Annotated in this window: 11 protein-coding genes; 10 read left to right on the top strand and 1 reads right to left on the bottom strand. The window is 50.4% G+C overall.

What is annotated here, in order from left to right:
- The first annotated feature begins 86 nt into the window (after positions 1 to 86).
- Both PGL02S_RS02105 and PGL02S_RS02100 read left to right on the top strand, forming a co-directional pair.
- Positions 87 to 1,577: an amidase family protein gene (locus PGL02S_RS02105; RefSeq protein WP_063456009.1), complete on the top strand. Its 1,491-nt coding sequence runs from the start codon at positions 87 to 89 to the stop codon at positions 1,575 to 1,577.
- A 19-nt stretch (positions 1,578 to 1,596) separates the two neighbouring features.
- Entirely contained in the window at positions 1,597 to 2,130 is a 534-nt protein-coding gene (locus PGL02S_RS02100) for a hypothetical protein (RefSeq protein WP_036637087.1), read from the top strand.
- Between the two features lie 198 nt (positions 2,131 to 2,328).
- On the opposite strand, the gene PGL02S_RS02095 is transcribed toward PGL02S_RS02100, so the two are convergent.
- Entirely contained in the window at positions 2,329 to 2,610 is a 282-nt protein-coding gene (locus tag PGL02S_RS02095; RefSeq protein WP_006211013.1) for a CD3324 family protein, read from the bottom strand.
- Positions 2,611 to 3,040: 430 nt separating this feature from the next.
- Here PGL02S_RS02095 and PGL02S_RS02090 point away from each other — a divergent pair, with 430 nt between their 5' ends.
- The 8 genes from PGL02S_RS02090 (at position 3,041) to PGL02S_RS02055 (ending at position 13,002) form a co-directional block, all read left to right on the top strand.
- Positions 3,041 to 4,744 carry a GAF domain-containing sensor histidine kinase gene (locus tag PGL02S_RS02090; RefSeq protein ID WP_036637089.1) on the top strand — a complete coding sequence of 568 codons (1,704 nt, stop codon included), beginning with the start codon at positions 3,041 to 3,043 and terminating at the stop codon, positions 4,742 to 4,744.
- A complete protein-coding gene (locus tag PGL02S_RS02085; protein ID WP_036637091.1) occupies positions 4,741 to 5,409 on the top strand; it encodes a response regulator in 669 nt (222 codons plus the stop codon). The genes PGL02S_RS02090 and PGL02S_RS02085 overlap by 4 nt, the downstream gene beginning before the upstream one ends.
- Before the next feature lie 171 nt (positions 5,410 to 5,580).
- Positions 5,581 to 6,141: an NADPH-dependent FMN reductase gene (locus PGL02S_RS02080; RefSeq protein WP_036637094.1), complete on the top strand. Its 561-nt coding sequence runs from the start codon at positions 5,581 to 5,583 to the stop codon at positions 6,139 to 6,141.
- Positions 6,138 to 7,850 carry a VOC family protein gene (locus tag PGL02S_RS02075; protein WP_036637095.1) on the top strand — a complete coding sequence of 571 codons (1,713 nt, stop codon included), beginning with the start codon at positions 6,138 to 6,140 and terminating at the stop codon, positions 7,848 to 7,850. Before PGL02S_RS02080 ends, PGL02S_RS02075 begins: the two co-directional genes overlap by 4 nt.
- A 102-nt stretch (positions 7,851 to 7,952) precedes the next feature.
- Complete coding sequence (locus tag PGL02S_RS02070; RefSeq protein ID WP_006211008.1) at positions 7,953 to 8,495, top strand: NADPH-dependent FMN reductase; 543 nt, start codon at positions 7,953 to 7,955, stop codon at positions 8,493 to 8,495.
- A gap of 117 nt (positions 8,496 to 8,612) precedes the next feature.
- Entirely contained in the window at positions 8,613 to 10,232 is a 1,620-nt protein-coding gene (locus PGL02S_RS02065) for a response regulator (RefSeq protein WP_036637097.1), read from the top strand.
- A complete protein-coding gene (locus PGL02S_RS02060) occupies positions 10,229 to 12,025 on the top strand; it encodes a cache domain-containing sensor histidine kinase (RefSeq protein ID WP_036637100.1) in 1,797 nt (598 codons plus the stop codon). Before PGL02S_RS02065 ends, PGL02S_RS02060 begins: the two co-directional genes overlap by 4 nt.
- The gene (locus PGL02S_RS02055) at positions 12,022 to 13,002 is read left to right on the top strand and encodes a substrate-binding domain-containing protein (RefSeq protein WP_036637103.1); all 981 of its coding nucleotides are present in this window, start codon (positions 12,022 to 12,024) and stop codon (positions 13,000 to 13,002) included. The genes PGL02S_RS02060 and PGL02S_RS02055 overlap by 4 nt, the downstream gene beginning before the upstream one ends.
- Positions 13,003 to 13,095: the final 93 nt, after the last annotated feature.

The raw sequence follows: 13,095 nt of genomic DNA, 5'->3' as shown, positions 1-13,095 counted from the left end.
CAGTCTGGAGGCTAGAATATGAAAATGTAATCCCCGTTAATCTATTTCAAGTTCAAAACGATGAATCAGGGGGAGAGTATCGGATTATGGATAAAAAAACATGGATTGTGGAAGCAACCATTTCGGATATGCAGGATGCATTGAAACAAGGCTGGATCACTTCAGCGGAGCTGGTTCAATTGTACCTGGAGCGGATCGAGCTGTACGACGGACAGCTTCACTCGATTCTGGAGGTGAACCCGGACGCGCTGCAGATCGCCCAGGACCTGGATCAGGAACGCAGCGCCAAGAAAGTCAGGGGAATGCTGCACGGAATTCCAGTTCTGCTGAAAGATAACATAGACACAGGAGACAAGCTGCATACAAGCGCCGGCTCTATCTCGCTTGCGGACTCTTATGCAGCCAAGGACTCCTTCGTTGCAGAGAAGCTGCGCCAGGCTGGTGCCGTCATTCTTGGAAAGACCAACATGACCGAATGGGCCAACTTCATGTCAGCCTCCATGTGGGCTGGGTATAGCTCGAGAAAAGGACTTACCTTAAAACCATATGGTCCGGGTGAATTGTTTATTGGAGGTTCAAGCTCCGGCTCCGGTGCAGCGGTAGCGGCGAATTTGGCCGCGGCGGCTATCGGGACGGAAACCTCGGGATCGATTATCAGCCCATCCAGCCAGAATAGTCTGGTTGGAATTAAACCGACAATGGGTCTGGTTAGCCGCTCGGGTATCATTCCGATCACCTATACGCAGGATACAGCAGGCCCTATGGCCAGAACTGTCGCGGATGCCGCTATTCTGCTTGGTGCCATCACCGGGGCTGATGATCAGGACGAAGTCACGAACATAGATCCTCAGCATCGGATCAAGGATTACACCGAATTTCTGGATGCTGGATATCTGAAGCAGGCCAGAATCGGGATTCCCCGACACTACTATAAGCATCTCGATCGGGATAGACTAGACATTGTAGAATCCGCCATTCAAGTGCTGCGGGAGCAGGGAGCTGTCATAATCGACCCGGTCGATCTGCCATGCCAGAATACGAAATGGGATGCCAATGTCCTCCGCTATGAGTTTAAGAAGTACGTGAATGATTATTTGGCAAATGTGGATTCTTCGCTGCCGGTTCACTCATTGGCCGACGTAATCGCTTATAATGAGGCACATGCCGACAGGGCCCTGAAATATGGTCAGGGCACGTTGATTTGGGCCGAGGAAACCAGCGGTACATTGACCGAGCAAGAGTACCTCGAGAGCAGACAGAAGAACAGGGAGATGGCAGGGACCCGGGGCATTGACCAGGTTTTGCAGGAGTTCCAGCTGGATGCCTTGCTGTTCCTGGGTAATGAATATGGACCGGATCTGGCAGCCAGAGCAGGCTATCCTTCGATTACCGTTCCTGGAGGTTACGCGGAGAATGGCGTCATTGCTCCGGGCGGTTACATGACGAAGGGCCCTCAGGGCATTACCTTCATCGGAACGGCTTATAGTGAGCCCGTGCTAATCAAGCTGGCCTATGGCTTTGAACAGGCGACGCGACATCGCGTAGCGCCAAAGCTTTCATCCCAGTCATCAGAGTAAAGAGAGGTGAAGCTCCATCATGCCGCGCAATTTGGTGCATGTTCCTTACGGCTACGAACCCCCGAAGCCGGCAACCAAGGGAACATTAATATTTTACGACTCCTTCGAACAGGTACAGGAGGATCTGGAGCAGGCTGTAGCCATTCTGGAAGAACGGGCGTTTTCAAAATTGGTGCTGTATCCGCTGCATGAAGAGACGGTAAGACGGATGTTCAAGGAGCCGGTGAGTCCTTATTACAAACGGGAGAAACGGCTTCAGGAATGGGTCGGGGAGCGTGAAGACTCCTCGGTTGTAATTGAAGCTTTCGAGTCGAAACGAAAAAAGTACACGCCAATCGATACTGCGCTTCGTCATCTGGTCGAGAAATACGGAAGCCCGCATTTTCTTGTTTTGACGCCTGAGGTGGCTAATGTGTTTGCGTCTTTTTCTTCATTTGAGGAATGGATTGTGAAGCTGAGGCTGATTCTGTTGTCCGAGCCTCCATACTTGCACCCGAGATTGGAGAAATTCCGCCATCGATGGGATATAGCGGGTGAGCCGCAGGAAGGATAGTTGGACATGAAGATGCCCGGCCGTAGACAATCTACAGCCGGGCATTCTTTTTTCTATGTAGTCGAATCTCGAATTCCGATATACGGTTCAACACAAGCCAGGCTCCACGCCAGTTTAGCCTGAGTCACATGAAAAGGACTGCACCCCTGGGGAACAGTCCTATGCTAATCCGCATGCAGTCCGTTAAGCCTCATCGCTTTAGGTCCCTACGCGGGTAAGTTTGCTTATGATCTTGCGCACGCTTTCTCCTGACAGGAAGTAGGTCCGTTCCAGTTCTTCAATAGACCTTCCTTTGCAGTAAGCGCGATACATTTCTTTGTTGCGACTTTCGATGCGTTGTTTGGAACCGCTTAACTCTCCCCAGCCGGCTCTTTGCTCGCTCTGTTTCGGTATGTAGAGTAATTCTCCATCTATATACTGTTGAATTTGCTGCAGCAGCTCGGGGGGAAGCACTTCTCTTCCGTTCTTGTAATGGCCCATCGATGCCCTCCTCTTTCTGTATACATATTTAAGCTATCGCTGAGTTTCAAAACAATTGCATTGATCATGCTTGCCCTCCTCCTTTCGTGAAATTAGTTTTTTAGGATTTTTTTTGGATTTTAAAATAGATATAGGGAGCCCGCAGCGGGCTCCCATTTAACGGATATTCGCTTTACGCGAATACCACCTCACGGATCTGAATCATTTCAATCAGCCTCCTTTCAGCTCATTTCGTCGGCCCGACTTCTATATTAAGCCATATGTAGGTGGAATTATGCAAGAGATAAAACAATATTAATTGTTTTTTACCAAAATTAATGGGGTGAAATATCGGGCTGGCTGAGGATGCTGGATGAGGGATTGGATGGTATGTGACTGGATTATATAATATAGTTACTTCAGAATGCAAAAAAAGAAGGAGTTCTCGTGTATGTCCAATCAGGATCCGCATATTCAGGAATTGATTACGCTGAAGACGATCGCAGAAACCTTGAACGAATCCAATGAGCTGACCCTGATGCTGGATGTCGTCATAGGCAAGCTGTTGGAGCTGACAGGACTTACGACCGGCTGGCTGTTCCTTGTGGATGAGCGGGGAACGTATGAATTTGTAGCGAATCGAAATCTGCCGCCTGCACTGAGCCGGGAGGATAACGAGCCTATGAGATGCGGCAGCTGCTGGTGCTTGGAGCGCTACGATGATGGACGCCTGAAGAATGCAGTCAACATTCTAAATTGCAAACGTCTGGATAACGCGGTTCGATATCAGTGGGGTGACACGGAAGGCATTACCCACCATGCAACGGTTCCGCTGCGATCCGGCAGCCGCAGGTTCGGTGTGCTGAATGTGGCTGCGCCCGGGAAGCTGCATTTTTCCAAAGAGGAATTGGCGCTGCTGGAGTCGGTTGCTTATCAGATTGGCAGCGCCATTGAGCGCATGCGGCTGTACGCGGCCGAGCAGCGTCGAGCGGATTTGTTCGTCCGGCTCGGGGAATACAGCAGCGCTCTCGGTGCCTATGCTTCACAAGCCGTTAACCGGGCTGAGTTAACAGAGCAGGTGATGAGTTTAATGGGCCGGTATTTTGATTGGCCGGTCGTCGCGCTGCTGGAGCCGCTTGAAAAGGAAATCACACTCCGGGCACTATACAGCGAGGGAAAAACAACGCTGCCCCATGCCAAATTTCCACTCGCCGAGATGGCACGTCCCCACCCTAACGACAGGAAGCGCTCAGGAGGAGATCCGGTCTGCGCAGAAGATGCGCAGCGGCTGGCAGACCAGCTCGTTCAGGAAGGCTGGGTCTCATCCCTGACCCGTGCTGTGGCTACCGCTGTCACTGTCGCCGGAGACTCTTCACTCGGCCTGCTTCTGGTGGGTTATGATCAATACGGCGATCAGTACCGGGCGGATATCGAAGTCATCGAGGCTTTGGCTGAACATATTGGCTTGACCCTTCAGCGTGTCCGCCTCGAGGAGAACCGGCGAGAGCTTACCCGGATGGATGAACGAAACCGCCTCGCACGCGACCTGCATGACTCGGTAAGCCAAACCTTATTCTCGCTGGTGATGATGTCCAGGGGAGTGGGCGGTATGCTTGCAGCGGAATCCAATGGTCAAACAAGCTTGCTGCAGGACACGATTCACGACATACAGTCATTATCACAAAGCGCCCTCAAGGAAATGCGGGAGCTGATTATGCAGCTTCGTCCGCCAGGGCTTGAGGAAGGGCTTGTGACAGGTCTGAAGCAATACGGCGAACGGTTGAAGCTTCATGTGCGTTCACATATCAGCGGTATTCACGAGCTGCCGCGGCTAATAGAAGAAGCCTTATGGAGGATCGGCCAAGAGGCGCTCAACAATGTAAGCAAGCATGCGGATACGAAGGAAGTTACGGTAGCTTTAACCCTGCATGATGGTGAAGTGGAACTTCGGATTGAAGATCGCGGGCGAGGCATTACCAAACAACGATTGAGCGAGCTCACAAGACACTCCATTGGACTTTCCAGCATGCGGGAACGGGCCGAATCACTGGGAGGACAATTCCGTCTATATAGTGTGTACAGAGGAGGAACCATCATTGAGGTTACGCTGCCCTTGATGTTGAAATCAACAGAGAATGGAGGTGATATGCGATGATCAGATTGTTAATTGCTGACGATCACGCCATGGTACGCCGGGGACTGCAGGTTTTTCTGGCTACGCAGCCGGATATCGAAATGGTGGGTGAAGCCGCCAATGGCGAGGAGACCTTGGAACGGGTGGTTCATCTCAGGCCGGACGTTGTTTTAATGGATCTGAACATGCCTGTGCTGAATGGAATCGACACGACCGCACGGCTGAAAAAAGAACAGCCTCACATTAAAGTGATTGTACTGACCTCTTTTGTCGATTACGACCATGTTCTGCCCGCCATTCGGGCAGGCGCACGAGGCTATCTCTTGAAGGATATTGAACCGGAGGAGCTGGTAGCTGCCATCAGACGCGTATTCCAAGGCATGGTCGAGCTGCATCCGGATGCAGCAGGACTGTTAATGACACACGTTACATTACCCGAAGGAGCGGAGTCGTCCAGCGGGCCCGGCAGGCAGGAAGAAGCTGTGCAGGAGCTGGATAAACTCACCCGCCGGGAACAGGAAGTGCTGCAGCTGATCGCTTCGGGTATGAACAACAGGGAAATCAGCGAAGCGCTGTATATTACCGAGAAGACGGTCAAGACCCATGTCAGCCATCTGCTTGATAAGCTGGGTGTCGCCGACCGGACACAGGCGGCCATCTATGCGCTCAAGCACGGAATCGTATAAAAGTTTACTTTACATAGTGATCGTATCTAAGACTATAGTTGTAGAGCCCTCAGCCTAAGGTTTGAGGGTTTTTGCACGTGAAATCACTCCTTGTGATGACGAATTCCATGGCTTGCCTCCTATACAATGTACTTAACAAATCACTCGACAATCTAAAAGGGAGGCAGTGCTATGAAAATCGTGATGATCACAGGCAGCAATCGCAAGGAAGCAACCAGTACCGTTTTGGCAAAAGCTTTGGAGGGGCAATTGAGGCGGTTGTTCGTGGAAGTAAACCTGTTCAATCTGTATGAAAGCCCGCTTCCGTTCTATTCGCCGGACGAAATATTCAACCGTCATGAGGGCGTGCGTGAGCTGCAGCGGCTGTTAATGGAGGCAGACGGTATTATTTTGACAACTCCCGAATATCACGGTGGAATGAGCGGGGTGCTTAAGAACGCGCTGGATCATATGGGACAGATGCATTTCTCAGGCAAGCCGGTTCTATCCGTAAGCTCGGCGGGCGGCGCAGTAGGTGTGAGTTCACTGCAGCAAATGCAGGCTACCATTCGCAATCTGCATGGAATTAACAGTCCGGAATGGATCTCCATTGGTGGCTCTCAGCGTGCCATTTATGAAAACGAATCGGCAGAAGGTACACTTGTGCTGGATTACCGTGCCAAGGAAGCCCTATCCATCTTTATGGAGCTGGTCAAGAAAGTCAGCGGTAAAGAGGAGGCTTTTCCATCGTGATTACACATTTTTCCGGATTGAAATTGAAGACCCTATCCATTCAGGGGGTGAAGCAGTTCTATCATGGACTGCTTCACTTCCCCATCACGCGGGAAAATGAGGTCGAGATCGAATTTCAGCCTACACCTGATTTTTCGCTTGTATTCGAAGAAGTGTTCGAACCCTTATCCCCGGTTCATATCGCGTTTGAAGTCTCCTATTCCCGCTTCAACTCTACGATTCAGCAGCTCGCAGAGCAGCTGCCACTGCTGCAATGGCCCGACGGCGAGGTGGTTGAATGGTTTGATTCCGGTGTGAACGCGTATTTCAAAGACGGCGATGGCAATCTGCTTGAATTTATAGCCCATCACGACTTGAAAGAAGGGGTTCTGACTCCGAATGGTCCTTACGGTGTCCTGTATTTGCGGGAAGTGGGATTGCCTGTAGAGGATCCGGTAGCCGCTAGATTATGGATGAAACGGACGTTGGGATTAACGATTGCCAAGGACTCGGAGCAGTTTGCATTTGTTATTGGGGGAACGGCCCATGCGGTCGTCGTGTCTACCAAGCGCAAATGGATTCCAATCGCGATGTATGCGCTGGCACCGTCGTTAGATTTAACTTATGGGGTTACGGATGATCGCTTTCTGGATCGGGTTCGCTCCTCATTGGATCGCCGGATCATCGTGTCGGATAACGAAAATGGTCTGCAGTTTAGAATGTATGGCTACAATATTCGTTTGAAGAAAACGAGTTTGCCCAAGGATATTGCATCCAGGCTGAATTTGCCGGACACGAGTGAAGGGAAGGGAGACGACATGGACATCAGCGACCAATATTTGGAGGATGGACTCACGGCACTAAGCCGCGGGGGTGAGGTGGGTTGGTTTGAAGGACATGTCGGCGGGGCGTATCTGGCGGCTTATTACATGCAGAAGGAGCATAATCTTCCGCAGGACGTGCGGCAGGGGCTGGCCGCCAATTGCCGACACTTGCGCAGTCAGCATGAGGATTGGTTTGAGCCCTATCCATCGGAGCTGGCTAAGCCTGAATTAATGGATCAATTGGTAGAAGGATTGCTGCCGAACCTGACAAATCTGAGCACCTCCGGGCATGGGGTGACCCTCGGAGTCCTCGGCCTTAAAGCGCTGCGGGACCGGCCGGATCTGCTGACTCCGTCTATCGTCAGGGGTCTGCTCAAGCTGATGGAAGATGCAGCGCATGAGCATAAGCTTGCCAGGTATTATGGGATTGAGGATTATACCCGGCAAAGTCTGCCGGAACTCTCGTTCAATGACATACCACCTTACCAGGATGCGTCTGACTTGGCCTCCCGTGCCCTATCGGAGCTGCAGCTGGTGCTGCCGGATCAGCATTATGAGGGCAAGTATTACTTTTTTGCAGGAGAGCTTGAACACGGCATTACGCATGCCCATGCGCTTATTGAACTGGAAAGGCTCGGATACACCCAGCTGGCCAGGCTGGGTCAAGGCAACCACCAGCGGCAGACGATATTGAACCGTCTGAGACCGCAAGAACTCGCGCATCTGGAAATTAAGGTATCGGATGAAGCTTCGATCATGGATTCGTCCTATTGGAGCGGGCTCTATGAAGATCCTCACGCAATCAAAGTGCCCTACGCTGCACTGGCGCTGCTCCAGTATGTGCCGCAAGGTCGAAGAGTGGAGCTGGAACGCGATGTGTGTAAACTGCTCTCCTTGATGAAGTAGGACGAAGGTTATTTTGACAATGGTAAAATATGGTGTTAGGCTGAATAGAGTTGTCTAGAATCTGAAACATTTGTGCTTAAGGCATAAGAATTGGAGGGTATCATGAAGGTTGCAATTGTGGTAGGAAGCATCAGAAAACAGTCGTACAATATGAAGCTTGCAGAATATTTGAAGCTCCGTTATGCGGATCAGATTACATTCGAGATCGTTGGCATTCGCGATCTGCCGCATTACGATCAGGATGTGGAGCTGGATCCGCCTGCGGTGGTCAAAGATTTCAAGGAGCGGATTGCAGCAGCTGATGCTGTGTTATGGATAACGCCGGAGTACAACTACTCCATACCTGGCGTGCTTAAGAATGCACTGGATTGGTTATCCCGCGTCGATAAGGTCATGAACGGGAAGCCGTCCTGGATCATGGGGGCATCGATGGGTCAGCTTGGCACGGTTCGTGCTCAAGAGCATCTTCGGGATATCCTTTTTTCCGTCGGCATTACATCACCGCTGCTTCCCAATAATGAGGTATATATCGGTGCGGTACATGAGAAGATGGATGAGACCGGTAAGCTGATCCATGAACCGACAATTGGTTTCATTGATATCGTGGTGAACAACTTCATAAACTGGATGAACTCCCGCAAATAATGTTAACGTATGAAGCCCTTTGGCAGTTGCCTGCCGAGGGGCTTTTCCTGTATATTCTCCTCATATTCATGAGATGTGAAAGAAAGGCGAATTTGCTTCGGACGGGGGAGGCTTCGATTGTATACAATCCTTATTGTGGACGATGAACCGATTGTGAGGGAAGGAATTCGGAACCGGATTCCGTGGGCAGAGCATGGCTTTGAATGTATTGGAGATTGCGAGAACGGCCGTGATGCATTGGAAGCTGTGAACCGGCTTCAACCGGACGTCGTGTTGACGGATATCCATATGCCGTATATGGACGGTCTGGAATTATCCCGACATATTACGCAGCAGCACCCCAAGACCAAAATTATCATTTTGACCGGGTTTGACGATTTTGAATACGCCCAGCAGGCCGTGAAGCTGCAGGTGACGGATTTTATTTTGAAACCGGTTACATCCGCAGAGTTAAGAGAACTGCTGGATAAACTGAAGCTGGAAATGGATGAAGAGCGCGGACATGCAGAGCACCTGAAAAAACTCAGGCAGCAGTTGAACGAAAGCCTGGTTCTCCTCAAGGAACGTTTCCTGGAGCGACTGGCAACATCTCCGATGAAAATCACGGAGATTGAGAACAAGCTGACGTATTTTGCAATTCCACTCCATGGCCCGTGTTATATAGCCATGCTGGCGGATATGGATGAACTCCTTTCTGATGAAGGGTATGTGGATCATGAGCTGCACGCTTTTGCCTTATACAATATCACTCAGGAGATATTAGCGGAGGAGCCGGGAGCAGCGGTCTTTCGGTATAAGGAGAACAAAGTCATGACTATTCTGTCCGGTCTTGGCGAGGAAGAGCTGTACGCAAGAGCACAAGAGCTGGCAGAGGAAATTCGCGTGTCTACGAAACGATTTATGAAATTCACCGTTACCTTAGGAATAGGAACGATCGGCTATCAGCTTCATGCGATACGTTATTCCTGTCGTGCCTCAGAGGCTGCGCTGGAATATCGGCTCCTGATGGGCCATGATCAGGTGGTCAGCATTACGGATCTCGAAAAGCGGGAGACCAGCCCGCTGCATGACGGGAGTGAAAATGAAGCAGCCCTTATAGCCGCAATCCGTGCAGGAACTGCGAGTGAAGTGGAGGCGTGCATCAAGCGTTTGATCAGCGAAATTGGAAGCGCTTCAATATCGATTGAGCTATGTTATGTGAGAATTGTACGGGTCATGCTGGCCGTGCTTCAGACCCTAACGGAAATCGGCAGCAACGAGAATGAGTGGGTTGGCAAGGAAAAGAGGCTGCTATCCGATTTATACTCATTTCGCTCCCTCGATGAGATTGAGTGCTGGCTGCAAGAAGTGTGCGAGCAAGCTATACGGGACGTGGCCAAGACGAGGAAGGATATTACGCGTTCGCAGATGCTGGAAGCGGTGAATTTCATTCACCAACATTATGAGGATGCGCAGCTATCGATCAAGTCGGTATCCAGCCGAATCTTCATGAGCACAAGTTATTTCAGCTCCTTGTTCAAGGCTCATACGGGGAAGACCTTCGTTGAATATGTAACGGAAGTTCGAATGGAGAAAGCCAAAGAGCTGCTGAAGCACTCGCCGATGAGAACCTATGAAATTGCGGCAAGGTCCGGCTACCTGGACCCTCAATATTTTAGCGTGCTGTTTAAGAAGCATACCGGAGTTACCCCCACGGAATACCGGAACAAAATGACGATGGATGGAACAAACTCATGAAATCCTCGCAGCGGATCAAGAGCATTCAGTCCCGCATTGCCAGCTCGTTTGTGATGCTGGTGCTGTTTACGGCACTATTGCTTATTTTTATCTCCTATCGGTTATCCGAATCAGCTGTTCGCGAAACGGCGGAGAGTTATACCTCCGAGCTTATCAATCAAGTGAATGCGAACATCCAAACCTATATTACGGGCATGAAGGACATTTCGCTTGCGACCATGAACAACCCGAACGTGAGGGAATATCTTGCCTCTTCCGAGGAATTGCAGCCGGCTGAATTAGCCCAACTGAAAGCGAAAATATCGGAATATTTCCATTCCATCCGGGTCTCGCGCAAGGATATAGCTTCGATCAACATTTTCGGCGAGGGCGGGACCTTCATTTCCGATCGGACGAATGCAGAGTTAAATCCTTATATTGAGGTTTCCGAGCAGCCCTGGTATCGGCAGGCACAGGAAAACAAGGGACAGACGGTCATATCGTCGTCGCATGTGCAGCCGGTCATCAAGGGAGAATACCGCTGGGTTGTATCGCTCAGCCGAGAGCTCAGCGGCATTACCCCTACCCAAGGGCTTGGAATCCTGCTGATTGACCTCAATTTCAAGGTCATCAACGACATGCTCAGCAAGCTCGATCTGGGCAACCGGGGTTATGTGTTTGTGATTGACAGCCAGGGGAGGATTGTATACCACCCTCAGCAGCAGCTGCTCTACAGCAATCTGAAGACGGAGCGATTGGAACAGGTGCTTCAGGACAAGCAAGGGGGATTTGTTGTGAAGGAGGATGGTGCAAGCCGAATTTATAGCATTAAGGACACGGATTTCGGCTGGAAAATCGTCGGGGTCTTTTACGAGAATGAGCTGGTGGATAATAAGAAGCAGATGCAGCTTTCTTTTGCCGTAGCAGGATTGTTATGCCTCGGGTTAGGCGTGCTGTTCTCTGTTGTCATCTCCCGCAACCTGACCCGGCCTATCAAGAAGCTTCAGGAGAAAATGATGGAGGTGGAGAAAGGGAATTTCGATATTCGCGTTCCTGTAGGGCATTCCAGAGAAATCTCCGGCCTGGCCCGCAGCTTCAACGTCATGGTATCGAAGGTCAAAGAATTGATGAGGCAGATTATGGTTGAACAGGAGTTTAAGAGGAAAAGCGAATTGAATGCCCTTCAGGCCCAAATCAATCCCCATTTTCTGTACAATACACTCGACTCCATCATATGGATGGCCGAGAGCAAGAAGCATGATGAGGTTATTCTGATGACATCGGCTTTAGCTCGTCTGTTCCGGGCGTCACTAAGCAAGGGGAAGGAATTGATACCGATTGCCACGGAAATGGAACACATTACGAATTATTTAAAAATACAGCAGATGCGATATCAGGACAAAATCCGGTATACACTCGATATGGATCCGGAGCTTTATTCTTATCTCACGCTAAAAGTACTGCTGCAGCCGCTTGTGGAAAACGCTATCTATCATGGTATCAAGAACAAGGAAGGCCCGGGAACGATCACCATCACGGGTGCGCATGAAGACCATATGATCGTATTTCAAGTCATGGATGACGGCATCGGAATGGATGAGGCCAAGGTGGAGACCCTCTTAACGTCCAGTGGTGGGAACCAATCGAGGAATAGCGTTGGGATTGCGAATGTCCATCAGCGGATTCAGTTATATTTCGGTGCGAATTATGGCCTGAGTTATACAAGCGAGCCTGGTGCGGGGACGTGCGTAAAGCTGCTCATTCCGGCTATTCATGCGGAGGAACGGCGGGAAAAGGAGGGGGATATGCCTTGAAGTCCTACTTGAGCATGCGTTATATTGTGATGCTGCTGATTCCTGCCTTGATAGTGGGTTATGCCATTCTTCAATGGTCTAAAGATGAACCCCGGCCCAAGAAGATCATTGTTGGCGTCAAAGCCGTGGAAGAGATCGAATTCTGGAGAGTGCTGATTGAAGGGGTAAACACGGCTTCGCGTGAATTCGGCGTGGACGTTTCGGTGGTAGGACCTCCTCGTGAAATTCAGGTTGACCTGCAAATCCAAATGCTGCAGGAAGCCATTAAGCAGCAGCCGGATGCCATCGTAATGGCCGCAGGCGATTATAACCGCTTGGTCCCCACTGTGGAGTCGATTCGAAAAGCAGGTATTCCGCTGATCATGATTGATTCTGCCGTAAATGGTGATTATGCACAGAGCCTGATCGCTACGGACAATTTCAATGCGGGGCAAAAGGCTGCTGTGGAGCTTGCTGAACGGCTTCCGGTAAATGCCAAGGTAGCTATCGTCAGTTTCGTTCAGGGCACCTCAACGCAGATCGAGCGGGAACAAGGAGTTCGAAGTATACTGGAGCAGCGTGAAGGCACTGAGATTGTCGGGACCTATTACAGTGAGGGCATGGAGGAGAGAGCCTATGAAATCACGATGGAGCTCCTGCGGGAGCGGCCTGATTTGGATGGAATCGTGGGATTGAATGAGCCTTCCACGGTTGGGGCGGGCAGGGCGATTGGAGAACAGGGACTGGTCGGCAAGGTGAAACTCGTTGGTTTCGACAGCTCGATCAAGGAAGTGAAGCTGCTGGAAGAGGGAGTTCTCCAATCTACCATCGTTCAGAAGCCGTTCAGCATTGGCTATTTGGGGATAAAAACAGCCGTATCCCTTATCGAAGGGGATAAGGTGTCTCCTAATGTTTATACGGACTCCGTAATTATCAACAAGGACAATATGTATACCGAGGAAAATCAGAAGCTGCTCTTTCCCTTTGTGGAAGAGTAGCTTCTTTTTTTGAGCTTATGGATGGATCGTAGAATATTCAACATGGAACAGAGAATATTCCATTCCCGTGAAACTTACCGGCTTATACAATGA

The organism is Paenibacillus glucanolyticus NBRC 15330 (assembly GCF_004000885.1).
Classification (GTDB): Bacteria; Bacillota; Bacilli; order Paenibacillales; family Paenibacillaceae; genus Paenibacillus_AQ; species Paenibacillus_AQ glucanolyticus.
The sequence above is the reverse complement of the archived record's forward strand: the minus strand, read 5'-3'. Positions and strand labels throughout refer to the sequence as shown.

Coding starts and splice junctions, on each gene's coding strand:
- PGL02S_RS02105 (WP_063456009.1), top strand. CDS start 87: ATGGATAAAAAAACATGGATTGTGGAAGCAACCATTTCGGATATGCAG.
- PGL02S_RS02100 (WP_036637087.1), top strand. CDS start 1,597: ATGCCGCGCAATTTGGTGCATGTTCCTTACGGCTACGAACCCCCGAAG.
- PGL02S_RS02095 (WP_006211013.1), bottom strand. CDS start 2,610: ATGGGCCATTACAAGAACGGAAGAGAAGTGCTTCCCCCCGAGCTGCTG.
- PGL02S_RS02090 (WP_036637089.1), top strand. CDS start 3,041: ATGTCCAATCAGGATCCGCATATTCAGGAATTGATTACGCTGAAGACG.
- PGL02S_RS02085 (WP_036637091.1), top strand. CDS start 4,741: ATGATCAGATTGTTAATTGCTGACGATCACGCCATGGTACGCCGGGGA.
- PGL02S_RS02080 (WP_036637094.1), top strand. CDS start 5,581: ATGAAAATCGTGATGATCACAGGCAGCAATCGCAAGGAAGCAACCAGT.
- PGL02S_RS02070 (WP_006211008.1), top strand. CDS start 7,953: ATGAAGGTTGCAATTGTGGTAGGAAGCATCAGAAAACAGTCGTACAAT.
- PGL02S_RS02060 (WP_036637100.1), top strand. CDS start 10,229: ATGAAATCCTCGCAGCGGATCAAGAGCATTCAGTCCCGCATTGCCAGC.